Below are 23,233 nucleotides of genomic sequence, written 5' to 3' on the forward strand. Positions count from 1 at the left end.
GTACTTATTCTAAAATCATATTTTTTCTGTGAAGTTTATAAGAGTCTATATCAAATAAATTTCCTAAATAGTCGTTTAAAGCCTTTAATAAATGTAAAGGATTAGGAGCTCCCTCTTCTAATTTTAATTTTATATAAAATTTCAAATAATCTTCTGCCTCTTCAATTACCTTTAATTCCAAAATACAAGGTCTTATATTTACCATTTTTCTGCCACTTTTACTCTCTTTTTCTATTTCAATTATATCTTTTCTCATAAATTCTTCTATTTTATTTTGAATATATTTAATACTTTTTTTAACATTGACTTGCAAAATATACTCTGCTGCTTTTATTTTTGTAGAAAGCGCATCATTTAATTCTACCTCATAGCTTTCCACAATTTCAATACCAGGTGGTAACACTTTGTTCATCTTTTTTCTGAATTCTTCAGGAGAAATATCTTCTTCCAAATCTATATCCATATAATCCCCCTCTGTCGTCGCACCTACTATAAGAGCAGGCCCAAAAGAAATTTTAGGATGGGGATTAAATCCTTGTGAAAAAGCGACTTTTATATCGGCTCTTCTCAAAGCCCTTTGAAATACTCGCAAAAGGTCTAAATGGGAAATAAATTTGACTCTTTCATCTTTTATATACTTATTTCTGAGGCGCTTCAAAACACACTACCCCCTCATCAAAATCCTTTACTCCACAACCTGTACAATAGAGCCTGCAGTCAGGTGTAATTCTTCCTTCTTGAGATTTTTTATATTCTCTAATCAAATATCTTTTATCTACCCCAACGTCTATTACATCCCATGGAAATACTTCTTCTAAACTTCTTTCTCTGTTAGCATAAAAATGAGGATTTACACCTGCTTCCTTAAAAGCCTTTTCCCATTTGTCATAATTAAAATATTCTTCCCATCCGTCAAATTTGCATCCTTTTTCCCACGCTTTTATTATAGCTTTTCCTACTTTTCTATCTCCTCTCGAAATAACAGCTTCTAAAAAACTCATATAAGGATTGTGCCAGTTGTACTTTAACACTTTACTCTTAAGTTTCTTTTTTAGCAAATCTTGCTTTTCCATTATTTCTTTAATGCTGTTTTGAGCCGTCCACTGAAAAGGTGTAAAAGGTTTAGGTACAAAAGTAGAAGTGCTTATGGTGACTTTTAAATTCTTCACATTCCCTTTTACTTCTTTGTAATTATCTACTATTTTATAAGCCAAATCCACTATCCCCTCTACATCTTCCATCGTCTCTGTAGGAAGACCAATCATAAAATAAAGTTTGACATTTGTCCATCCTGCAGAAAAAGCCTCTTTTGTCGCCTCTAGAATATTTTCCTCTGTAATCCCTTTATTAATTACATCTCTAAGTCTTTGTGTGCCAGCTTCTGGTGCTAAAGTAAGACCTGTTTTTCTAACCTTTTGTATTTCTTTCAGCAAATTTATAGATACAGCGTCTACCCGTGTAGAGGGTATAGAAACTCCAACTCCTTTATCCTTATATTTCTCAATCAGTTTTTTGACTAAGTCTTCAATTTGAGAATAATCACAAGTACTTAAAGAAGTTAAAGATATTTCCTCATACCCTGTAGATTTTATAAGCTTGTCCGCTAAATCTAAAATTTTTTCCTTTGATTTTTCCCTCACTGGCCTATATATCATGCCAGCTTGACAAAATCTGCATCCTCGTGTACAACCTCTAAAGATTTCTAACATTATTCTATCGTGAACTATGTCCATAAAAGGAACAATTTGCTCCTCAGGATGATACACATTTTCAAAATCTTTAACTATTCTTTTCTTTACCTTTTCGGGCACTCCTTTTTTAATAGTCCTTATCTCTTTTATTGTTCCATCTTGATTGTATACTTCTATATAGTACTTAGGAACATATACTCCTTTGATTTGAGAAACAATTTGTAAAAATTCTTCTCTTTCTCCTCTTTTTTTCTTCCAATCTATATAAGCGTCAATAATTTCATTTATAACCTCTTCTCCTTCTCCCATTACAAAAAAGTCAATAACGTCAGATAAAGGAGCAGGGTTATACGCACAGGGTCCACCAGCAATGACAAAAGGTAACCCTTTCCTCTCTCTTGATAGGATAGGAATACCCGCTAAATTAAGCATATTTATTACATTTGTATAACTTAACTCATACTGAAGAGTAAAACCTATAAAGTCAAATTTATCTAATGGGGTTTTTGTCTCTAAACTAAAAAGAGGAATGTTATTTTCCCTCATGAGTTTTTCCATATCCAACCATGGCGCAAAAACCCTTTCACAATATACGTCTTCTCTTTTGTTTAAAAGATGGTATAAAATTCGTAGTCCCAAATGAGACATTCCCACTTCATATACATCCGGAAAAGCAAAGGCAAACCTTACTTTGACTTCCTCCGGATTTTTTATAGAAGAATTTAATTCTCCTCCTGTGTATCTTGTAGGTTTGCTTACTTTCATAAGCAAAGCATCTATTTTATCCTTTAAGTTATTCATTTTCCTTCCTCCATAGTCATTTTATAATCTCACCAATTGGTAAATACAATCCATGTTCTACCGCATATTCAAAAAGCTGAGTCTCGGTTATTCTATATTTTTCCCTAAATTTGTCGTCTAATATTATTATAACATGGTATTTAGCAGGTATAAAACTTTTTATAACATTTACAATTGTCTCCTTTTCTAATACTGCTATATGATGTACCCCCATCAATCCTTTTTTATAGAACTCTGCTTTTTTCCTAAAAAGATCTCTCATTTGCAAAAAAGCTGATGCCTTTTTCTCTTTATTTGCCGCGACTACTAATAGCACCGATAAAAAAGCATAAACAACATTTAGCTTCCAATTGAATATGTCTTTTAGAACGAGATATAACATAACGAGAGAAATAACATAGGAAGAAAAAACAGCAGTCGCAATAGCACTTCTTAGGCTAATAAAATACGACAAAACACTTTTTAAAATTCGTCCTCCATCCAAAGGAAGCCCTGGAAGTAGGTTAAAAAAAGCCATTACAATATTAGTTTTTATAAAATAATCCATTTCTATTTGTAAAACTTGTGAAATAAATTCTCCAAAAAAAGCAAAAAAAATATTGGACATAGGTCCTGCCAGTGCAACTAGCACTTCTAAGTCTGGCCTTATAAACACTACGCTGTCCAAAAGAGCAATTCCTCCAAAAGGATAGATATTGACTTGTAATACCTCTACTTTCAGTTTCTTGGCAATATAAATGTGTCCCCATTCGTGAACAAAAACTGTAGCAAAAATAGCAATTAATTCTTTTATAAATCCCGTCGCAATTAAAAGTAATGCAAATACAAAAGTAGAAAAATGTATTTTTACTTCGATCCGTCTAAATTTCATTTTGCGCCTTCACTGGCAACATCCCCTATAACAACCTTTGTCAAGGGGTCTACTGGCTTGCCATTTTCCCAAACTTCAAAATGCAAGTGAGGAGCAGTGGCTTTTCCAGTATCGCCTGTCTTTCCAATTATATCCCCTTGTTTTACTTGGTCTCCTTCTTTCACTAAAATTTCTGATAAATGAGCATATACGGTCCTTACATCATTAGCATGCCTTAAAACTATGACTTTTCCAAAATCCTGGTTTTGCTCATCCACTAACATTACTACCCCATCTAATGCTGCTTTCACTTCTATTCCAATAGGAGCATCTATATCAATACCAGTATGATTTGTCAATTGATTTGTAATGGGATCAATCCTCATTCCAAAGCCAGAGGTTACCTTTCCACTAATAGGTGCAATCATTTTGATAAAAGCCTGAGAAACCTCAGAAGAAGTTTTATTTTCTGAAGTTTTTTCTTCAGTAGGAGAAAAAACTTTTATCACACTCTCTTTGAGCCAAGGAATCTTACTTTGAACTAATTTTAAACCTTTCTTTGTGTTTTCGTAATTCATATCATAACTTAGCACACTTTTAGTAGCATTTATAAAAGAGTTGGCTATAGGCACGTCAACTGCTTTAAAAAGTAAAATCATTCCTAGTAAAATTAATGATATAATTAATTGATTTTCAAACAGCTCTGTATACTTTTTGTAAGTACTAAATTTTTTGGGAAAATAATAAGGAATTCGTTGGTATTTCATGATATATGCCTCCTTCTATGTTACATTTTATTTTGAAGGAGGCATTATTATGATAAATTATTTTATTTATCTTCTATTTCTCTCCACTCTAAAAGTCCTTGCTCCATCCCCTTCAATAAAACTTCTGCAGTAGCTATATTAGTTGCCAATGGAATAGAATGTACATCACAAACTCTAAGCAGAGCCAAAATATCTGGTTCATGGGGTTGAGCCGTAAGTGGGTCTCTTAAAAAAATCACCATATCAATCTTATTTTCAGCAATCATTGCACCAATCTGCTGGTCTCCACCAAGAGGGCCAGGTAAAAGGCAATTTACATTTAGGCCTGTCGCCTCCTTGATAAGTTGTCCTGTATGGCCTGTTGCGTATATATTGCATTTTTCAAAGATATGCTTGTAGGCAATTGCGAAATTCACCATAAGTTCTTTTTTTTGGTCATGGGCTATCAAAGCTATATTCATGGAAATTCCCCCTAAAAGTTTATCTTTTGCCTTCTCATGCTTATATTTTCTAAAAGTCCTATTGCCATCATATTCGCTACCATTGCACTTCCACCATAGCTCATAAAGGGAAGAGGAATACCTGTGATTGGCATTATCCCAATAGTCATCCCTATATTTTCAAAGATATGAAATGTAAACATAGCAATAATTCCTACAGCCACCAGCATACCATATTTATCCTTAGCATTATAAGCAATCTTCCAAGCTCTATACAACATAATAGCATAGAGAACTATTAGTATAGATGCCCCTATAAACCCTAATTCTTCCCCTACAACAGAAAAAATAAAGTCTGTCCATGCTTCGGGAAGATAATAGAGCTGAGTTTGGCTTCCGTCAAAAAGCCCCTTCCCCCAAAACATTCCTGAACCGATAGCAATTTTAGACTGAATCACATGGTAACCTGTTCCCATCGGGTCCAGTTCCGGATTTAAAAAGGATAAAAGTCTATTTCTCTGGTAAGGTTTTAATAGTTTGTATCCAATAGGCAGCAGGGCAATTCCTAAAGCAAAAAGCTGTGCCAATACCTTTGTCCTTATCCCCGAAATATATACTATGGCTAAAAAAATTGCGATAAATACAAGCCCTGTCCCTAAATCCGGCTGCAACATCACTGCAACAAAAGGAATCCCTAAATAAGCCATTGGCCACAAAAGCTCTTTAAAAGTCTTTATTTCTTCCATCTTACTAAACATATTCGCCAAAGTTAACACTAATGCCAACTTAGAAAATTCGGAAGGTTGAATATTCACAGGCCCTAAACTTATCCAGCTTTGTGCACCCTTACTTTCCTTTCCTATGGCTAAAACTAACACAAGACCAAAAAGGTTGAGAATATATATAAAAGTAGAAAACTTAGCAAGGGTATTATAATCAAAAAGACATATTAGAGCGATAGAAATAAGCCCTACTAAAATTGCCGCAATTTGGATAATAACTTTTCTGTAAGAGCCTGTTTGAAGTGTGTGAGAGGCACTTGTCACAACAATAACACTATATACACATATTAAAAGTACAACTATTAACAATCCCCAGTCAAAATTTTTTAAAAGTTTTTTATCAAACATTTTAATCCCCTCTTTTCAGCAATTCAACTTGTATTATACCATACAAATGAAATTTTCACTATACAAAAAAACTGGCTCAAGGCCAGTTATCTTATCACCTGTTTCATTTTCTTTATAGGAATATTCGCATGAAGAGCAGGTATATAGGTATTATCACTTCTTTTTTCTTTTGTAATTTCTACATTTAATCCTGCTTCATCAATATCCACGTAATTAGAAATGACATTTAATATGTCTTCTTTTATCATCTCCAAAAATTTAGGAGAAACATCCGCCCTATCATGCACCAATAAAAGTTGCAACCTCTCTTTTGCTATATTTTTACTGTTGTTTTTCCCTCCAAAAGATTTAAATAAATCCACAAATCACACCTCCTAAAAGCGCTAAGCCAGCTTAAAAAGCTTTTTGAGTCTATCCATAAATCCATTTCCTACATCAAGGTTAATTAAAGGCACATTATTCCCTAAAAGTCTTTCCACCAAATTTCTATAGGCTTGTCCAGCCAATGACCTTTCATCCATAACAATTGGTTCACCTTTATTGGAAGAAATAATTATATTTTCATCATCAGGAATTACACCTAAAAGGTCAATAGCTAAAATATCTATAATATCTTCAATATCCATCATATCTCCTCTTTTTACCATATCCATCTTAATCCTGTTTATAACTAACATAGGATCATGAAGTTCCGCCGCCTCCAAAAGTCCTATAATTCTATCAGCATCCCTAACCGCTGAAACTTCTGGTGTAGTTATGACAATTGCTCTATCAGCACCTGCAATTGCATTTTTAAATCCTTGTTCAATACCTGCAGGACAATCTACTAATATATAGTCAAATTCCTCTTTTAAATCTCCTATTAATTTTTGCATTTGCTCTGGAGTAACAGCAGATTTATCTCTTGTTTGGGCAGCAGGTAAAAGATATAGCCCATCAAACCTTTTATCCTTTATCAAAGCTTGCTTTAATCTGCACTGCCCCTCTACTACATCAACGATATCATACACAATTCTATTTTCTAATCCCATCACTACATCAAGATTTCTTAAACCTATATCAGTATCAACTAAAGCAACTTTATAACCTTTCATAGCAATGTATGTACCAATATTCGCAGTAGAAGTAGTTTTCCCAACTCCACCTTTTCCAGAAGTTATAACTATTGCTTCGCTCATCATACCACTCCATTCCATTAATATTATTTTTTAGAATATTTTACCACAAATCATTGAGATGGTAAAGAGGCTTTACAATAATTTTACCTTTTTTAACAACTGCAATTTCGGGATAATCACTAGCATCATCTTTATCTGGAGCCCTGGAAATAACATTAGCTATTCTAAGCTGCATTGCTCTTAGGGAAGAAGCTACGATTACAGCCTCTTTATTGCCAGTAAATCCCGCATGAGCTATTCCCCTCAACGTCCCCATAACAACTATATTACCGGCAGCTTGTACTAATCCTCCAGGATTCACATCTCCAATTATTACAAGATTACCATGGTATTTCACAACCTGTCCTGATCTGACAGTACCTTTATGAAATTTTGTTATCCCCTCTTCTAACCCATTAAATATTTCGTCATCTGTCACATTTTTTATATGCTTTTCTTGAAAATTTTTTATCCGCACCTCAATACCGTATTTTTCAAAAATAACGTCTTTTAATTCTTGTAATTTCTCTTCTTTGACGCTTAAACTTTTTACTCTCACAGTAAGAGTTGCACCCTCAAAAAATTTAAGAGATTTCTCAATTCTATTCACTATTTTCTCTTTTAGTGTTTCAATATCTACATCCTCTTCTAATACAATTACCAGCCCTTCTTTTGTCCCTTGAATTTTTATTGCTTCTTTTATCATAATCTACCTCCGTAAAACCCTCGTTATTATCTATATTCTCCATAAATCGTAATTTTCCTTCTTGTTAAAGAAAAAAAGAGGATAAAACATCCTCACCCCAAAATCATCTTATAGGCAAATTTATCACATTGAAGGTTTCACCTGTATTATTTTTACTCAGTCCAAAATAAGCATCAAAAATATCTCTCGCTACATAACCTGCGTAAGAACCATGTCCTCCTTGGTATATAACCACAACTACAACTATTTGAGGATCATCATAAGGGGCAAAACCAACAAACCAAGCATAATTAGCCCTTCTAACTGCTTCTGCAGTACCTGTCTTGCCTCCTACAGGAATAGGGAAATTGTGAAAAGCACCGCTTGCAGTACCTCCTCTTTCGGTTACTCCTTTCATACCTAACTTTATAGCATCGAGGTATTCCTTGGAAATATGAATTCTATCTAAAACTTCTGGTTTTGTTTCTTCAACAATTTTTCCTTCGGGGGATATAATTTTATCAACTAAATGAAGTCTATATCTAATCCCCCCATTTATTAATGTAGACACATAACTGGCAATTTGTAAAGGAGTAAACTGATTATCACCTTGACCTATTGCCGCACTACAAGTATTTGTCAAGCTCCAATGTTTTGCATAATACATCATTTCCCATATCTTCTTTTGAAGCTTTGTATCTTTTATACCCATCTTTTCTAATTGTAAAAAGGTATTATAGTCACTCAAATTCCCTTTATCAATGATTTCTACAATTTTTTGATACTGTTCTTCCGTTATAACTCCATCTGGATTTGTATCTGTTTTCACCATTGATTTTATCAACCCAAGATAATATTCTCTTTTATATTGTGGACTTGCAATAACACCTTTTGCTTCATACAGTTCTATTCCTGTTTTTTGGTCTAAACCAAATTTCTTGGCATATTCGACTATTTTATCTATTCCCATTCTTCTTCCCATTTCAAAAAAATAGGTATTAGTAGAATATTTAATTGCATCAGAAACATTTACCCAACCTTGTGTCCGTGGCCACGCCCAGTTACGTTGTCCTGTATAAGGATATATTCCTGGGTCTAAATATTTTTCATCAACCGTTGTGACACCCGTGTCTAAAGCTGCGAATGCAACAGCCATCTTGAAGGTAGATCCTGGAGGTACTGCTCCTTGAGTTGCATAATTGAAAATAGGACTTGGATCAACAGTAGCATCTCTTGATTTAAAAAGTTCATTTACTACATCTTTAGGAGGATTGCCAGTGGCAAAAATGTTTGGATCATAACCCGGGATATTGGCTAATGCTAAAACTTTACCTGTGTGTACATCTACAACCACTGCTGCTCCAATATTAGCAGGAAATGACTCGCCATATTTCCCCTCTCTTATATTTTGCATAGTTGTGATAAGAGATTGTTCTGCCGCCTCTTGAATATTTTTGTCAATGGTTAAAAATATAGTGTCACCTGGTACAGGAGGTTCTGTCCCTAAATTCTTTATTAATCTTCCATAATTATCTACTACTACTTGTTGTCCACCATCTTTCCCCCTTAAATACTTTTCATACAATGCTTCAAGGCCAGAACGCCCAACCAAATCTGTAAGTTTGTATTTACTCATATCCAAGTTTTTTAAATCTTCTTGAGTAATTCGACCAATATATCCTAAAGTTTGGGATAATAGTGTTTCATAAGGATAATATCTAACAGGCTTTACATTTATCATAATTCCTGGCAATTCTAAATGATTTTCCTCAATCTCAGCAATCGTTTTTTGGTCCACGTCCACAGCTATTTCTACTGGCTGATATTGATTATATCCTTGTTCTTCCATTAATTGACGTACAACCATTATTTTTCTTGCTTCTATTGGATCCATATCCTTAGGTATTTTAAATTTTTTTATTAAAATATCCCATGCCTCTTTAGCAGTAGCATTTTCATGTATGTTATTAGCTTTTTTCCAGGCTTTTTCTCGAGCTTTTAAAGTTTCTTCTTTTACTGATACTTCATCTGAATTTTTAAAATTGAAATAAGGATTTCCATTTTCATCTAAATAGATAGGCAAATCGTCTTTATATTTTACATTATTTTTCGTCAAAATATTCATTAATTTTAATATAGTCTCGTTAAGATGACTATCAACCACTTCTCCTTTTATAATATCTACAGAAAAGCTTGGTCTATTTGTGGCTAATTTTACTCCATACCTATCAACAATTTCTCCACGAGGAGCCTCAATAGGTATACGTCTAATTGCTTGGCGCATTGATATTTCTCTATAATAGTCGCCCTTTATCAGCTGTAAATAGATTAAGCGGGAAACTAAAACGACAAGAAGAACAAGGATAATGGCTCCAAAAGTATAAAACTTTTTTTTAAGGCTCTCATTCAATGATATCACCTTCAAAATTTGCTTTTTCTAAAAAGATTTACTTTATTTTCATTAACATATCTGTTAAAGGAAACTAAATATCTATAGGCAAAAGCAGTAATTACAGAATTATAAACCGCCTGTATCATCGCGATATTCATAAAATCTAATAAGAAATTAAACTCATACTTCATCAAAACCATTGAAAACATCGTTACAAGGTTATAAAGAAGGGTTCCTAAAAAGACAAACACAAAAGCCACAAAAGAACTTTCTTTAAAAACACTTTTGCTTAAAAGTCCTGTAATGTAGCTGACAATGAGCAAGGAAAAAGTAGTAACCCCTAAAGCATTATTAAAAAGAATATCTTGAATAAGCCCACCAAAAAGACTTAAATAAATTGCTTCCCAAGAACCGTTTAAAAGTGAAAAACTTAGCACTACAATAAAAACTGCATCTGGTTTGACACCGAAAATATCTATAAATCTGAATAAAGTTGCTTGTAAAACAATTAACAAAACAATCAATAAATATTTATACACTTTTCTCATAATAATCTACTTCCCTGTATTTGTTGTATTAGTAACTACAAACACATACTCCAATCTTTCAAAATCAGCAGCTGGTTCTATGACGGCTTGTTTTAGCAAAGAACCTGGATCTCGAGTAACTTTTGATACTTTTCCTATTATCAAACCTTTTGGGAATCTACTCATACCAGAAGTAGTTACTACGTCACCTTCTATCAATTCGGCATCTAAGGGAAGATATATCATGATAAGTCCACCGTTTGAATCTCCTCTTACCACACCATTATCACGAGTTCGCACAGCTACAGCACTTACAGAACTATCTCTATCTATAATGGCTAATACCTTTGCCCAATTGTCTCCTACTTCTGTAATCTGTCCTACCATATTTCCTTTTTCATCTAAAACTGCCATGCCAGGTTTTATACCCTCATTTTTGCCTTTATCAATAGTAAAAATATTAAACCAATTACCTGAATTCTTTCCTGTTATAGTAGCAAGTTTTAAATCTAGTTCAACATTTTCTGTTTTAAAATTTAAAGCCTCTTTAAGCCTTTTATTTTCGTTCATTAATTCCTGTAACTGAATATTTTCTTTTCTCAATTTTTCTACTTCTTTTTGAAGTTTTTCATTTGTTGCCCTTAAAGTACCTATCTCACTAATTGAAGAAAAGAAATTAGAAATTTCCTCTCCCATTTGATAGAAAACTTTTTGAATGGGAGTAAAAACAGTTCCAACTATAGATTCTACTTTAGTAACATACCTTTCTGTACCATAAGTATAAGCCATGGCGGCAATAAGCGCCACGGCTATCAAAAAAAACAAAATAAATTGCTTATTATTTCTAAAAAAGCGTGGCACGCCAATAACACCTCTCAAACTCTAGTTGCCGGACTTAAAACTCTCCTAAAGAGGGAACTTTCCTCTAAAATTTTCCCTGCTCCAAGTGCCACACAATCTGTTGGCTGATCAGCTATTTGTACAGGCATTCCTGTTTCCTCTCTTATGAGCTTGTCTATGCCGCTCAAAAGAGCACCACCGCCTGTTAACATAATTCCTCTGTCCATGATATCTGCTGCAAGCTCTGGTGGAGTCTTTTCAAGAGTCATCTTTATAGCTTCAATTATGCTGGATATTGGATCTTTTAAAGCTTCCAAAATTTCAGTTGAAGTAATCTTTAAAGTTTTAGGAAGACCAGACACTAAATCTCTTCCTCTTATGTCCATAGTTTCCTCTTTTGGCTTTGGAAAAGCTGAACCAATTTGTATCTTTATCTCTTCTGCAGTCCTTTCTCCTATCATGAGGTTATATTCTCTCTTTATATAATTGATTATAGCTTCATCCATTTCATCTCCGCCAACTCTCAAAGACTTGCTGGTAACAATTCCTCCAAGAGAAATTACAGCCACATCTGTGGTACCACCCCCTATGTCTACAACCATGCTTCCAGTTGGTTCTTCAACAGGAAGACCTGCACCAATTGCTGCAGCCATAGGCTCTTCTACTGTATGAGCTTCTTTCGCCCCTGCTTGTAAAGCTGCTTCAATAACTGCTCTTTTCTCTACTTCCGTAACCCCTGAAGGTATACCAACTATAACTCTAGGCCTAAATAATCCCTTTCTTGGATTAACTTTACTTATAAAGTGATCCAACATAGCCTTAGTTATATCAAAATCGGCTATTACACCATCTCTCATAGGCCTTATAGCGATTATATTTCCAGGAGTTCTACCTACCATTTTTTTTGCTTCTTCTCCAACTGCAAGAATTGCCTTGGAATCTGTCCTCATCGCCACAACGGATGGCTCTCTTAAAACAATTCCTTTACCTTGTACATATACCAAAGTTGTAGCAGTACCTAAATCAATCCCAATATCTCTGGAAAATCCTCTCATTTGCGTATACTCCTTCCTATTTTATTCAAACTCATAATACCCTTTTTCTTTAAGACTTATACCTCTCCCATCTCCAATTATAACATGATCTAAAACTTTTATACCCAGTATATTTCCTCCTTCTACCAACCTTTTTGTCACTTCTATGTCTTCTCTGCTAGGAGTAGGGTCTCCACTGGGGTGATTGTGAACCAAAATTATAGAGGAAGATGACCTTTCAATTGCAGCCTTAAATACTTCTCTTGGATGCACAATGGAAGTATTTAGACTTCCTATAGAAATAGTCTCTATCGCAATAACTTTATTCTTTACATTGAGCATTATCACTTTAAAATGCTCTTTCGTCAAATACCTCATTTCATCCATCATCAAATTTATGACATCTTCTGGCGATGTTATTGTAAAACTATCACTTCCCGTAGATAACATCATTCGACGTCCTAATTCTACTGCAGCTTTTAGCTTTACTGCCTTAGCTATACCAATTCCTTTTATGCTGGCAAGCTTTTCTACACTTGAATCTACAATGAATTTAAGCCCTCTATCTTCCATTATAAGCCTTTGTGCTAAACTAATGGCACTTTCTCTTTTACTTCCTGTCCCTATTATTATAGCTATCAACTCGACATTTGACAATACTTGAGCCCCATGTTTTATAAGTCTTTCTCTGGGTCTTTCTTCGTAAGGCAAGTCTTTTATCATGATTTTTGCATCCTTGCCCAATACTTTCACCCTTTCAAAGTAACCTCACATCAAACTCTCTTTTTAAAATATCAAAAAGCTTTGAAATCGGAAGACCTACCACATTAAAATAATCTCCTTCAATCTTTTCAACAATAAGAGCACCAACTCCTTGTATGGCATATGCTCCAGCTTTATCATAACCTTCGCCAGTATCAATATAATTAAAAATTTCCTCATCTTCTAATTTTTTAATCCAAACTTTTGTCTCTTCAAAATCGCTTACATATTTAAAATCTTTAGTCCTAACGATAGTAATTCCTGTATATACTGTATGAACTCTTCCTTGTAAGTTTTTAAGCATGATAAAGGCTTCATCTCTATCCTTTGGTTTCCCTAAAACTTTATCTTCAATTACCACAATAGTATCAGCACCTATCACTATAGCTTCTTCCTTTAATTTTTTAGCAACTGACATGGCTTTATTAAAAGATAAATCCATAACATATCTTGAAGGATGCTTTTCACTTGAAAACTCCTCCACATTACTTTCGATCACTTCAAAGTCAAGTCCTAAATTTGAAAGTAACTCTCTTCTTCTTGGCGATTTAGAAGCGAGGACAATTTTCATTTTATCACCTACATTTTGTAATAAGCGTATATTGCAAGAATTAATCCTACTACAGTCCCTATGTTTATCTTAACAGATAACAGAAAGGAAAATTTAATAAAATTCAGATCCAAAGTAAGAGGATTGTTCATACCTATTATTTGCTGATAAGCTAATTCTTTAAAAAAATGCGCCAATAGGTCCCCTAAAAAACCTCCTAAAATTAGTCCTACGACAATTAAAAATACCAATGTCCAAGGACTTTTACCTCTTCTCAATTTCTTTCACTCCTTAAGTTGTATTGTCCTCATAAACTACCATTCTTTTTTATTATATCACAAATTATATACATTTCTATAACTAACTTTAAAATAAAAAAATGGTAAAGCTCCCAATAAAGTATTGGAAGCTTTACTATTAATTAAATTTATTTTACCAAAGGATACAATTCCTTCTTGGAATAATGAGTGTGGAGCAAGTGATGAGACTTTTCGCTTAAAGGACTGCCCAAAAATTCTTCATAAAGTTTTTGTATTGCAGGATTTTTGTGAGATTTTCTGATAGGCAAATTTTTATCTGCTTCGTAAATAGCCTTCGCTCTTAATTCTTTTACTTTTTCCATTTCATTTGGATTGTGAATCGGCTGACCGCCTCCCATTATACATCCTCCTGGGCAGCCCATTACCTCTATGAAGTGATACTCTACCTCGCCAGCTTTTACTTTGTCAAGAAGTTTTTTCGCATTTCCTGTTCCATTTGCTATGGCAACTTTTATGTCCTTACCATCTATTCTTATAGTAGCCTCTCTAACACCTTCTAACCCTCTCACTTCTTCATAATCAAATTTGTCTAAATCTTTCCCTTCTACAATATCCGCAACTGTCCTTAAAGCTGCCTCCATAACTCCACCTGTAGCTCCAAATATTACTGCCGCACCCGTGGACATTCCAAGAGGTTCGTCATATTCTTCATCAGGAAGATTTACAAAGTCAATGCCCATTTCTTTTATCATTCTCGCCAATTCTCTTGTGGTAAGGACAGCATCTACATCTTTTATTCCATTATGCTGCATTTCTGGCCTTTCAATCTCTAGTTTTTTAGCAGTACATGGCATAATAGATACTATATATATATCCTCAGGATTAAGCCCTTTCTTTTCTGCATAATAACTCTTTACTAATGCCCCCATCATCATGTGAGGAGACTTACAAGTTGAAAGATTATCTATAAATTCTGGATAATATTTTTCACAGAAAGCTATCCAACCAGGGCTACAGGAAGTTATCATAGGAAGTTTTCCGCCATTTTTAAGCCTTTCAAGAAGTTCCGAACCTTCTTCCATTATAGTCAAGTCCGCCGCAAAATCCGTATCAAATACCGCGTCAAAACCCATCCTCTTCAAAGCTGCTACCATTTTTCCAGTAACGATACTTCCTATAGGCATACCAAACTCTTCACCTAATGCTACTCTTACTGCTGGAGCTGTTTGAGCTACTACATATTTTTTCTCATCAGCTAAAGCTTCATAAACTCTTTTTGTATGGTCTTTTTCATATATAGCTCCAACAGGACATACCTCAATACACTGTCCACAACTTATACAAGGGGAATCTTTTAAACTTCTCCCAAAAGAAGGTGCTACCATTGTTTTAAATCCTCTATTTACCATTCCAATGGCAAATACGTTTTGCACTTCTGAACATACTGCTACACATCTTCTACAAAGTACACACTTATTTGGATCTCGAACTATAGCAGGAGAAGCATTATCTATAGAATACTTTATATTTTCCCCTTCAAACCTTATTTCATTTACTCCTAATTTTTTAGACAATGATTGAAGCTCACAGTTAGTATTTCTAATACAAGTCAAACAACTTCTATCATGATTTGAAAGTATAAGCTCAAGATTTAATTTCCGCGCTTCTCTTATTTTAGCTGTATTTGTATACACTTTCATGCCATCAAATACCGGATAAGTGCAGGAGGTTTGTAAATTTCTAACTCCCTCTATTTCAACTACACATATACGGCAAGCGCCAATTTGGTTGATTTCCTTGAGGTAACACAGTGTGGGGATATCTATTCCTGCTTCTTTTGCTGCTTCCAATACGGTATAATGGGAGGGAACTTCCACAGTGATGCCATCTATCGTAACACGAACTTTGTCCATCTTTTACACTCCTTCCTTCAATTATTTTTTGTAGATTGCGCCAAATGGACATTTTTCAATGCATGTGCCGCACTTTATACATTTGTCTTGGTCAATCACATAAGGCTGCCTTGGTTTTCCAGAAATAGCATTGACAGGACAATTTTTAGCACAAATTCCACAGCCCTTACACTTATCGGGGTCAATATAAAATCTTAAGAGGGCTTGGCATACGCCAGCTGGGCATTTTTTCTCTTTTATATGCGCCTCATATTCATCTCTGAAATATCTAATTGTAGATAAAACCGGATTTGGGGCTGTTTGTCCAAGGCCGCACAAAGCTGTCGCTTTAATGGTTTTCGCAAGTTCCTCCAACTTTTCAATGTCTCCTTCTTCACCTTTACCAGAAGTTATCTTTTCTAAAAGCTCCAGCATTCTTTTTGTGCCAATCCTACAAGGCGCACATTTACCGCAGGACTCATCAACTGTAAACTCAAGGAAGAATTTTGCAACATTGACCATACAAGTGTCTTCATCCATTACAACAAGTCCACCTGAACCCATCATAGAACCTACATTTATTAAGGAATCGTAATCTATTGGTGTATCTAAATGCTCTGCAGGAATGCAGCCACCTGAAGGTCCTCCAGTTTGAGCAGCTTTAAATTTCTTTCCGTTAGGTATTCCTCCACCTATTTCGTAGATAATTTCTCTTAAAGTAGTTCCCATTGGAACTTCAATAAGACCTGTGTTGTTTACTTTACCAGTTAAGGCAAAAACTTTTGTCCCTTTTGATTTTTCTGTACCTATGCTTGAAAACCACTCAGCACCATTTAAAATAATTGGTGGAATATTAGCAAATGTCTCTACATTATTTATAATTGTTGGTTTATCCCATACACCTTTTACAGCAGGAAATGGAGGTCTTGGTCTTGGTTCTCCTCTTCTTCCCATTACTGAATTTAAAAGTGCAGTCTCTTCTCCACAGACAAAAGCACCTGCTCCTAATCTTATCTCAATGTCAAAATCAAAACCTGTCCCAAATATGTCTTTCCCTAAAAGACCATATTCTCTTGCCTGTTCAATAGCAATTTTAAGCCTTTTTACTGCCAAAGGATATTCTGCCCTTACATAAATATATCCATGGTTTGCTCCAATTGCGTATCCTGCTATTGCCATTGCCTCTAAAACACTGTGAGGGTCTCCTTCCAATATGCTTCTATCCATAAAAGCACCAGGGTCACCTTCATCGGCGTTGCAGACTACATATTTAGGAGTTTCTTTCTGGTTGTAAGCAAATTCCCATTTTACACCTGTTGGGAATCCTCCACCACCTCTACCCCTTAGCCCGGATTTCTTTACCTCGTCAATAACCTCTTTAGGAGTCATTTGAGTAAGAACCTTTGCTAACGCCTTATATCCGTCAAAAGCAATTGCTTCTCTTATATCTTCAGGATTGATAATACCGCAGTTTCTAAGGGCAATCCTCTTTTGTTTCCTAAAGAAAGGAGTTTCTTCCAATGGCTTTATTTCTCTTTCTGTCACGCTTTCCCCATAGAGATATTTCTTAACAGGTCTTCCTTTTAGCAAGTGCTCTTCTACAATTTCAGGAACATAGTCAGGTTTAACTCTGCTATAAAAAACTCCTTCAGGATACACTACAACAACTGGTCCTAATTCGCAAAGGCCAAAACACCCTGTCCTAACAACTAATACTTCCTTATCTAAACCAGCTTTTTTTATTTCCTCCGTAAAACGCTCTGCTACTTTATCAGAATCTGAAGATGTACATCCGGTACCACCGCATACCATTACGTGTGACCTATAAAGCATGCTATTTTCCCTCCTCTATTCGTAATTTTCAATAGTCCATTCTCTGATTGGATGGCCATTTATAACATGTTCAACAACTATTTGCCTTGCCTTTTTCTCATCAACCTTTACGTAAGTGACTTTTTCTTGTCCTGGAACATAAACATCTACAATAGGTTCTAATTTACACATACCTATACAACCAGTCTCTGTGACAATTACATCAGTCACATTCCTCTTACTGAGTTCATCTAATATCGCCATCATGACAGGCCTTGCTCCTGCTGCAATACCACAAGTAGCCATTCCAACAGCAATTCTTATACCTGACCTGTCTTTTCTTAAATTGATTTTTCCCAATGTCTCTTTCCTAATTTTTTCTAATTCCTCTATAGATTTCATTATTACACCTCCGTATCACCTTTCATATTCTCTTTTACATATTCCTTTATCCAGCTTAACACCTTGATATCATTTATATTGACTTCCTTTAGTATTTTTTTGAGTTCTTTAGTGTCAAATAAGAATTCGTAGTTATCTTTGCTGTATTTGTATACAATATCCAAGTCCGGCGCAGATAATATCAGCGACACAATTGTTGAAGCCATATCTCCTATTGGAACAAGGTCTATACTTGAAAGCTTAAAAGTACCTATTATTTTTGTTCCTTTTCCTTCTACAGAAAAAATCTCAAAGTTTCCTTCACACAGCTGGGCAAGCTCCTTAAAGAGCGGAATTCCAAGCCCTACTTTTCTCTCCTTTCTTGTGGTTATAAAAGGGTCTGTGACTTTTTTTAATAATTCCTTACTCATTCCACATCCATCATCTTCTATAGAGACTTTAAGCATATCTTTTGAAGTATCTATATTTATTTCAATATAAATATTTTTTGCTCCCGCTCTTATGCTATTTTGTGACAAATCTAATATATAAAGAGCTAATTCTTTCATAACAATCAAACTCTTACTCAAATTTACTCAATATTTCATCAACATCATCAGGAGTTAATCTTCCAAAAACTTCACCATTTATCATCATAACAGGAGCCAATCCGCAAGCTCCAAGGCATCTAGTAGGTTCTAAAGAAAATTTCCCATCTGGAGTTGTTTCACCTACTTGAATTCCCAATTTCTCTTTTATTTTTTCCAGCACCATTGCAGCTCCTCTTACATAACAAGCTGTTCCCATACACAAATTGATCTTGTATTTACCCGAAGGCTTTAAAGTAAACCTTGAATAAAAAGTAGCTATTCCAAATATTTCTGTCAAAGGCACATTCATTTCTTTTGAAATATAAAGTTGAACTTCAATAGGAAGATATCCAAAAATTTCTTGAGCCTCATTCATAATTGCAATCAAAGAGCCAGGGATATTTTTTAATTCCTCCAAAGCCTTTTTAAACCTCTCTACTTTCTCTTCACCGAATTTTCGGCATAAGGTCTCCATTTATTTCCCTCCTTATGAATTAAAAATTTCATGTTCCAAGCTCTAAGTAAACTTTGTATTCAATGTTCGTCAATATTATATCATATATTTATTAAATTTTTAACAAGCTTTTATAAAAAAATTTTTATTTTCTGATAATCCCAACTAATTTAGTAGAATTACAAAAACTCAATAACCGCAAAGCCAGTCTACAACACTTTTTAATTCTGACTTACACAGTAAGAATTCCTCTCTTTCAGAAATATCTCCTAAATAATGGGCATCTGACGACCTTATAATTTTATATTTTCTATATTCAGGATATGAGTGTAAAAAATTTTCTGTCACAATACCTTTTGATATCTCAATTGTTGTTAAATTTTTAATATTAGGGATAAATCCAAGATTTGATACAATACTATAGGCAGGCCGATCCACATGGGCTGTGACCGCTACCCCCTTGCCCTCCATGTATTCAAAAATTTCATTAATGCTCAAATTTGATGAAATTAACAATGAGTAATCTATCTCTTCTATAACATTATCTTCTTCATCCATCACAAATTGATTCCCAAAGATTGTTTTTTCATTTTTAATTTTTATCAAATTTTCGTTAATAATTTCGCTAAATTTTGCGCATTCATCTACTGAATAAAAATAACAAAGTATGTGAACCTCTTCTCTTGTCTGTACCTCTATACCAGGCACTACTATCAAGCCTTTTTTTAATCCAAGATTATACACAGCTTTCACATTTTTTGCGCTGTTGTGGTCTGTTATAGCTATTACATCAAGTCCTTTTATAGAAGCCATATTGACAATATTGTTAGGAGTCATATCATCAGAAGCGCAAGGGGATAAAGCCGTATGAATGTGCAAATCATAATAAAGCATCATTTCATCATCTCGTACAAAGTTATTGCCGCTTCATAAGAAGTCCCTGTAAAACTTAATATAGGGATGCCTTCTTCATCAGCCTTTTTCTTAGCTTCTTCATCTAATTTCGCATCTTCAGGAATTATTATACAACTTATTTCGGCCAACAAAGCTACTGCTACGATATTTACATGAGTTTGAATTGTTATCCAGGCGCTCTTTGCTTTTGCATGGGCCATAACCCAACTTAAAAGGTCGCATATATACACCCCCTCAATTTCTTTGTCAATTCCGTTGCCCCCTGCAACTAATTTAAATCCTCTATTGACAAGATCAGCTACTTTTATCCTCATAACATTTCACTCCTTTCCCTCACTTAAAACTGGAGGAATTTTACCTGCAAGTTCATTTAATTCTTGAGACAAATTTTTTATTTTGTCTTTTAATATAAAAATGCAATCATATTCCGTAGCATAACCTTTCACTATATCTTCTGCCAATGCCCTACAAGTAGGTGAACCACAAGAACCACAGTCAAGTCCTGGTAAGGCTTTGTATTGTGTGTCTATTTGTTTCATCATTTCGAGCGCCTTAGAAATGTCTTTGTCCAACTTCATAACTTCACTTTTTTCTATTTTCTTTTTCCATTTCACCTCTTCAAAATCAATATCTTTCTCATCAAACATAGGCTCTTCTCTTTTGAGAAGTTTTTCCGTCAGTTTTCTTATTCTGTTTTTGGCCACAAAATTATTTTCAACAGTCAAAGGTCCACCAATACACCCACCGATACATGCAAGCCCTTCAAAAAAGTCTAAATCGTTCAATTTTCCTAATTCAATCTCTTCTAGAACATCTACAACATTGTGTATCCCGTCTACATAAATACTATTTTCTGTAAAGGTACCAAATGCTTCTCCACCAGAGTTTGCCCATCCAACACCTATCATAGAAGCTTTGCTTAAATCTCTGACAACAGTAGTCTTAGCTTTTTCAATGATTAGGCCATATATTTCTTTCATAGAAAAAACCCCATCAATTTTGGATTTTTCTATACCAATAGGATTTTTCACACTTGTCACTTTTGCAGCACAGGGGGAAATGAAAAAAACTCCTATTTCCTCTTGCTTCAGTCCCGTCTTTTTAATTGCTTCCTTTTTTGCTAATATTGCCGCAGTATCCATAGGAGAACATATATCCAATAAATTATCAATCAAAGAGGGAAATTTGATTTGTACGAATCGCACAACAGCGGGGCAAGCAGAAGATATAACTGGCTTTTTTAAATTTCCTTTTGCCAATGCTTCCCGCGTAAATTTAGAAACAATTTCAGCAGCATATGCCACTTCAAAAACTTCATCAAAGCCTATATCCAGCAATGCACTCAATATTTGATTAATAGTTAAATCCCTAAATTGTCCATATAAAGAAGGAGCAGGAAGTGCAATCTTGTACTTAAAATTTTTCATCGTATCCAAACTATCAGTTACCGCCAATTTAGCATGATATGGGCACACACGTATACATTCACCACAATCTATGCACCTTTCATTTATAATCCTTGCTTTCCCATCTCTTACCCTTATTGCCTCCGTAGGACATCTTTTTATGCAATTAGTACACCCTCTACATCTATCCTTATCTAATGTAACAGAGTGAAAATATGACATTTTATCACCTACTTAAATAAAATTTCCATTACCACAGTTGTCCCATTTTTACTGCTTTTTATATCCATAAAATCAGAATTTTCCTTCATATTAGGAAGTCCCATGCCGGCTCCAAATCCCATTTCCCTTATCTCTTCAGGAGCAGTAGAATATCCTTCTTTCATGGCAAGTTCAATGTCTTCTATTCCAGGACCTGTGTCTTCTGCAGTTATGCGTATTTTATCGCCAAAAATTTCTATTTTCATGTGACCTCCATAAGAATGAATTATTATATTCATCTCTGCTTCATAACAAGCTATGCAACTTCTCCTTACAACATTTGGATTTAAGGAAAGCTGTTTTAACACAGCTCTTAAATTGCTGGAAACCTCTCCTGCAGAATCAAAATCTCTCGCTTTAACATCAAAATCTAAACTATAAAGTACCATTTCATTCACCACTTCTACAAGTAAGCCCATTAGAATACAAAAGGCCACAGGCAATATAAAGAGGATATTTTGTCTTCATTATCACAAGTCCTGCTTTTTTAGCAAGTTCCAATATTTCCTCTCCCGGAGTCTTACCTCTTACAAACACTATACATTTAATATCTCCCACTACTTCTGCAGTCCTTATAACTTGGACATTAGTAAGCCCTGTCAAAAGCACAGCCTTTTCGTCACGAGATGCCAAAACATCACTCATCAAGTCTGCACCACAAGCAGTAAATACTTCTTCTTCTAATTTTTCTTCTCCCACCATAACTTCTGCATTTAAAATTTCTTTTACCTCTTTTAATTTCATACCTTAACACCCCATTATTGGTTTTGCATAACAATTGTTTTTAAAAAAGTATTATATTCTTCACAAGATTGCCATAAACTTTCTTGCAATAAACTAAAGGTATTTCCATCTTCTAAAGCAGCCGATATTTCAATTTTTTTAATATCATTTGTTATTTTATCGACAATCTCTATCGTCTTTTGTATTAGTATTGTCACTTCTTTTTTTTCAAAATCCTCCTTACTATTTTTAAAACTATCCACTTTTCTCTTTAATTCTTCTAATTCTTGTTTTTCTAATTTGTCATTAGAAGCTTTATAAGAAAGAGCCGACATATAATCAAAAATTTGTTGAAAATCTTGTAATTTGCTTGTAAAAACATCCATTTCTGATGTTAATTTCTTGTCATATGCAATTTTTATAGAAGGCCCTTTTTTTACATATACTTCACTGGAAATACCTTGAGACTTTAAGGAAGAAGAAAATAAAGCAGCTTGTTCTCTATCTAAAAATATTCCACCTATTAACAAATATTTGTCAGAATCTTTACTAACAAAAGAATAAACTCCCTTCATCTTCATTAAATCATCCTGATACTTTGCAGTCTCAAAATCTGAATAGCTACCTAAAACAACTTCAAACAAGTCAATTCCTTTAACAACCATCTCTTCAAAATTATCACTGTCATTTGTTTTTGAAATGTTAGGTTCTACAATATCTTTTGAAATAAAATAACCTGCTAAAAGAGAAACTAGAGGAATTATTAATACAACAATTAAAACTTCCAGCATTCTTTCGTTTTTCATTTCTTTATCAACCCTTACCATAAATCTTTATACGATAAATCTTTACACTTATATTATACTATACTTCCTTAAAAAATCCTTTAAAAATTTTAATAGGACTTTTTTAC

General features: G+C 34.3%; 27 protein-coding genes. All 27 read right to left on the bottom strand.

Features of this window, described 5'->3' with window-relative positions:
• Positions 1-4: 4 nt before the first annotated feature.
• The 27 genes from THEBR_RS07320 to THEBR_RS07450 all read right to left on the bottom strand — a co-directional run bounded on the left by THEBR_RS07320 (position 5) and on the right by THEBR_RS07450 (position 23,147).
• Complete coding sequence (locus tag THEBR_RS07320; RefSeq protein ID WP_012269437.1) at positions 5-658, bottom strand: TIGR03936 family radical SAM-associated protein; 654 nt, start codon at positions 656-658, stop codon at positions 5-7.
• Positions 639-2,492, bottom strand: a complete 1,854-nt coding sequence (locus THEBR_RS07325) for a TIGR03960 family B12-binding radical SAM protein (RefSeq protein WP_009052618.1) — start codon at positions 2,490-2,492, stop codon at positions 639-641. Before THEBR_RS07325 ends, THEBR_RS07320 begins: the two co-directional genes overlap by 20 nt.
• 16 nt (positions 2,493-2,508) lie before the next feature.
• Positions 2,509-3,363: a M50 family metallopeptidase gene (locus THEBR_RS07330; RefSeq protein ID WP_009052619.1), complete on the bottom strand. Its 855-nt coding sequence runs from the start codon at positions 3,361-3,363 to the stop codon at positions 2,509-2,511.
• Positions 3,360-4,109 carry a M23 family metallopeptidase gene (locus tag THEBR_RS07335; protein ID WP_009052620.1) on the bottom strand — a complete coding sequence of 250 codons (750 nt, stop codon included), beginning with the start codon at positions 4,107-4,109 and terminating at the stop codon, positions 3,360-3,362. Before THEBR_RS07335 ends, THEBR_RS07330 begins: the two co-directional genes overlap by 4 nt.
• 62 nt (positions 4,110-4,171) lie before the next feature.
• Positions 4,172-4,570, bottom strand: coding sequence for a methylglyoxal synthase (gene mgsA / locus THEBR_RS07340; protein WP_009052621.1), 399 nt, complete (start codon positions 4,568-4,570; stop codon positions 4,172-4,174).
• Between the two features lie 11 nt (positions 4,571-4,581).
• A complete protein-coding gene (gene rodA / locus THEBR_RS07345; RefSeq protein WP_003866920.1) occupies positions 4,582-5,679 on the bottom strand; it encodes a rod shape-determining protein RodA in 1,098 nt (365 codons plus the stop codon).
• Positions 5,680-5,765: 86 nt separating this feature from the next.
• Entirely contained in the window at positions 5,766-6,041 is a 276-nt protein-coding gene (minE, locus tag THEBR_RS07350; RefSeq protein ID WP_003866921.1) for a cell division topological specificity factor MinE, read from the bottom strand.
• Positions 6,042-6,062: 21 nt separating this feature from the next.
• Positions 6,063-6,857 (bottom strand): septum site-determining protein MinD, encoded by a 795-nt coding sequence (gene minD, locus THEBR_RS07355; protein ID WP_003866922.1) that lies wholly within the window; start codon positions 6,855-6,857, stop codon positions 6,063-6,065.
• 40 nt (positions 6,858-6,897) lie between these two features.
• Positions 6,898-7,542, bottom strand: coding sequence for a septum site-determining protein MinC (minC, locus tag THEBR_RS07360; protein WP_003866923.1), 645 nt, complete (start codon positions 7,540-7,542; stop codon positions 6,898-6,900).
• 103 nt (positions 7,543-7,645) lie between these two features.
• Positions 7,646-9,946 carry a penicillin-binding protein 2 gene (locus THEBR_RS07365; RefSeq protein WP_003866924.1) on the bottom strand — a complete coding sequence of 767 codons (2,301 nt, stop codon included), beginning with the start codon at positions 9,944-9,946 and terminating at the stop codon, positions 7,646-7,648.
• Complete coding sequence (mreD, locus tag THEBR_RS07370) at positions 9,943-10,461, bottom strand: rod shape-determining protein MreD (RefSeq protein ID WP_003866925.1); 519 nt, start codon at positions 10,459-10,461, stop codon at positions 9,943-9,945. Before mreD ends, THEBR_RS07365 begins: the two co-directional genes overlap by 4 nt.
• 6 nt (positions 10,462-10,467) lie before the next feature.
• The gene (mreC, locus tag THEBR_RS07375; protein WP_003866926.1) at positions 10,468-11,301 is read right to left on the bottom strand and encodes a rod shape-determining protein MreC; all 834 of its coding nucleotides are present in this window, start codon (positions 11,299-11,301) and stop codon (positions 10,468-10,470) included.
• A gap of 14 nt (positions 11,302-11,315) precedes the next feature.
• On the bottom strand, positions 11,316-12,335 hold the full coding sequence (locus THEBR_RS07380; protein WP_009052624.1) for a rod shape-determining protein: 1,020 nt from the start codon (positions 12,333-12,335) through the stop codon (positions 11,316-11,318).
• A 21-nt stretch (positions 12,336-12,356) separates the two neighbouring features.
• Positions 12,357-13,037 carry a RadC family protein gene (gene radC, locus THEBR_RS07385; RefSeq protein ID WP_003866928.1) on the bottom strand — a complete coding sequence of 227 codons (681 nt, stop codon included), beginning with the start codon at positions 13,035-13,037 and terminating at the stop codon, positions 12,357-12,359.
• Positions 13,038-13,071: 34 nt separating this feature from the next.
• Positions 13,072-13,647 (bottom strand): Maf family protein, encoded by a 576-nt coding sequence (locus tag THEBR_RS07390; RefSeq protein ID WP_003866929.1) that lies wholly within the window; start codon positions 13,645-13,647, stop codon positions 13,072-13,074.
• An 8-nt stretch (positions 13,648-13,655) separates the two neighbouring features.
• Positions 13,656-13,904 carry a DUF4321 domain-containing protein gene (locus THEBR_RS07395; RefSeq protein WP_004401665.1) on the bottom strand — a complete coding sequence of 83 codons (249 nt, stop codon included), beginning with the start codon at positions 13,902-13,904 and terminating at the stop codon, positions 13,656-13,658.
• A gap of 149 nt (positions 13,905-14,053) precedes the next feature.
• The gene (locus THEBR_RS07400; protein WP_012269438.1) at positions 14,054-15,799 is read right to left on the bottom strand and encodes an NADH-dependent [FeFe] hydrogenase, group A6; all 1,746 of its coding nucleotides are present in this window, start codon (positions 15,797-15,799) and stop codon (positions 14,054-14,056) included.
• Between the two features lie 21 nt (positions 15,800-15,820).
• Complete coding sequence (nuoF, locus tag THEBR_RS07405) at positions 15,821-17,611, bottom strand: NADH-quinone oxidoreductase subunit NuoF (RefSeq protein ID WP_012269439.1); 1,791 nt, start codon at positions 17,609-17,611, stop codon at positions 15,821-15,823.
• Positions 17,612-17,626: 15 nt separating this feature from the next.
• The gene (locus THEBR_RS07410) at positions 17,627-17,992 is read right to left on the bottom strand and encodes a (2Fe-2S) ferredoxin domain-containing protein (RefSeq protein WP_012269440.1); all 366 of its coding nucleotides are present in this window, start codon (positions 17,990-17,992) and stop codon (positions 17,627-17,629) included.
• A 2-nt stretch (positions 17,993-17,994) separates the two neighbouring features.
• Positions 17,995-18,540: an ATP-binding protein gene (locus THEBR_RS07415; RefSeq protein WP_012269441.1), complete on the bottom strand. Its 546-nt coding sequence runs from the start codon at positions 18,538-18,540 to the stop codon at positions 17,995-17,997.
• 13 nt (positions 18,541-18,553) lie between these two features.
• Complete coding sequence (locus THEBR_RS07420) at positions 18,554-19,036, bottom strand: NADH-quinone oxidoreductase subunit NuoE family protein (protein WP_003866934.1); 483 nt, start codon at positions 19,034-19,036, stop codon at positions 18,554-18,556.
• Positions 19,037-19,204: 168 nt separating this feature from the next.
• Complete coding sequence (locus THEBR_RS07425) at positions 19,205-19,912, bottom strand: PHP domain-containing protein (RefSeq protein WP_012269442.1); 708 nt, start codon at positions 19,910-19,912, stop codon at positions 19,205-19,207.
• The gene (locus THEBR_RS07430) at positions 19,909-20,244 is read right to left on the bottom strand and encodes a DRTGG domain-containing protein (RefSeq protein WP_003870985.1); all 336 of its coding nucleotides are present in this window, start codon (positions 20,242-20,244) and stop codon (positions 19,909-19,911) included. The genes THEBR_RS07425 and THEBR_RS07430 overlap by 4 nt, the downstream gene beginning before the upstream one ends.
• Before the next feature lie 6 nt (positions 20,245-20,250).
• On the bottom strand, positions 20,251-21,558 hold the full coding sequence (locus tag THEBR_RS07435; protein WP_012269443.1) for a [Fe-Fe] hydrogenase large subunit C-terminal domain-containing protein: 1,308 nt from the start codon (positions 21,556-21,558) through the stop codon (positions 20,251-20,253).
• 8 nt (positions 21,559-21,566) lie between these two features.
• Entirely contained in the window at positions 21,567-22,016 is a 450-nt protein-coding gene (locus THEBR_RS07440; RefSeq protein ID WP_013570823.1) for an ATP-binding protein, read from the bottom strand.
• Complete coding sequence (locus tag THEBR_RS07445; protein ID WP_012269445.1) at positions 21,988-22,341, bottom strand: DRTGG domain-containing protein; 354 nt, start codon at positions 22,339-22,341, stop codon at positions 21,988-21,990. The genes THEBR_RS07440 and THEBR_RS07445 overlap by 29 nt, the downstream gene beginning before the upstream one ends.
• 14 nt (positions 22,342-22,355) lie before the next feature.
• Complete coding sequence (locus THEBR_RS07450; RefSeq protein WP_012269446.1) at positions 22,356-23,147, bottom strand: SPOR domain-containing protein; 792 nt, start codon at positions 23,145-23,147, stop codon at positions 22,356-22,358.
• Between the last annotated feature and the right edge of the window lie 86 nt (positions 23,148-23,233).

Origin of the sequence: Thermoanaerobacter brockii subsp. finnii Ako-1 (genome assembly GCF_000175295.2) — a bacterium.
In the GTDB taxonomy this organism is placed as follows: domain Bacteria; phylum Bacillota; class Thermoanaerobacteria; order Thermoanaerobacterales; family Thermoanaerobacteraceae; genus Thermoanaerobacter; species Thermoanaerobacter pseudethanolicus.

Coding starts and splice junctions, on each gene's coding strand:
- THEBR_RS07325 (WP_009052618.1), bottom strand. CDS start 2,492: ATGAATAACTTAAAGGATAAAATAGATGCTTTGCTTATGAAAGTAAGC.
- THEBR_RS07330 (WP_009052619.1), bottom strand. CDS start 3,363: ATGAAATTTAGACGGATCGAAGTAAAAATACATTTTTCTACTTTTGTA.
- THEBR_RS07335 (WP_009052620.1), bottom strand. CDS start 4,109: ATGAAATACCAACGAATTCCTTATTATTTTCCCAAAAAATTTAGTACT.
- mgsA (WP_009052621.1), bottom strand. CDS start 4,570: ATGAATATAGCTTTGATAGCCCATGACCAAAAAAAAGAACTTATGGTG.
- rodA (WP_003866920.1), bottom strand. CDS start 5,679: ATGTTTGATAAAAAACTTTTAAAAAATTTTGACTGGGGATTGTTAATA.
- minD (WP_003866922.1), bottom strand. CDS start 6,857: ATGAGCGAAGCAATAGTTATAACTTCTGGAAAAGGTGGAGTTGGGAAA.
- minC (WP_003866923.1), bottom strand. CDS start 7,542: ATGATAAAAGAAGCAATAAAAATTCAAGGGACAAAAGAAGGGCTGGTA.
- mreD (WP_003866925.1), bottom strand. CDS start 10,461: ATGAGAAAAGTGTATAAATATTTATTGATTGTTTTGTTAATTGTTTTA.
- THEBR_RS07380 (WP_009052624.1), bottom strand. CDS start 12,335: ATGAGAGGATTTTCCAGAGATATTGGGATTGATTTAGGTACTGCTACA.
- radC (WP_003866928.1), bottom strand. CDS start 13,037: ATGATAAAAGACTTGCCTTACGAAGAAAGACCCAGAGAAAGACTTATA.
- THEBR_RS07390 (WP_003866929.1), bottom strand. CDS start 13,647: ATGAAAATTGTCCTCGCTTCTAAATCGCCAAGAAGAAGAGAGTTACTT.
- THEBR_RS07400 (WP_012269438.1), bottom strand. CDS start 15,799: ATGGACAAAGTTCGTGTTACGATAGATGGCATCACTGTGGAAGTTCCC.
- nuoF (WP_012269439.1), bottom strand. CDS start 17,611: ATGCTTTATAGGTCACACGTAATGGTATGCGGTGGTACCGGATGTACA.
- THEBR_RS07410 (WP_012269440.1), bottom strand. CDS start 17,992: ATGAAATCTATAGAGGAATTAGAAAAAATTAGGAAAGAGACATTGGGA.
- THEBR_RS07415 (WP_012269441.1), bottom strand. CDS start 18,540: ATGAAAGAATTAGCTCTTTATATATTAGATTTGTCACAAAATAGCATA.
- THEBR_RS07420 (WP_003866934.1), bottom strand. CDS start 19,036: ATGGAGACCTTATGCCGAAAATTCGGTGAAGAGAAAGTAGAGAGGTTT.
- THEBR_RS07425 (WP_012269442.1), bottom strand. CDS start 19,912: ATGATGCTTTATTATGATTTGCACATTCATACGGCTTTATCCCCTTGC.
- THEBR_RS07430 (WP_003870985.1), bottom strand. CDS start 20,244: ATGAGGATAAAAGTAGCTGATCTTGTCAATAGAGGATTTAAATTAGTT.
- THEBR_RS07435 (WP_012269443.1), bottom strand. CDS start 21,558: ATGTCATATTTTCACTCTGTTACATTAGATAAGGATAGATGTAGAGGG.
- THEBR_RS07440 (WP_013570823.1), bottom strand. CDS start 22,016: ATGGGCTTACTTGTAGAAGTGGTGAATGAAATGGTACTTTATAGTTTA.
- THEBR_RS07445 (WP_012269445.1), bottom strand. CDS start 22,341: ATGAAATTAAAAGAGGTAAAAGAAATTTTAAATGCAGAAGTTATGGTG.
- THEBR_RS07450 (WP_012269446.1), bottom strand. CDS start 23,147: ATGGTAAGGGTTGATAAAGAAATGAAAAACGAAAGAATGCTGGAAGTT.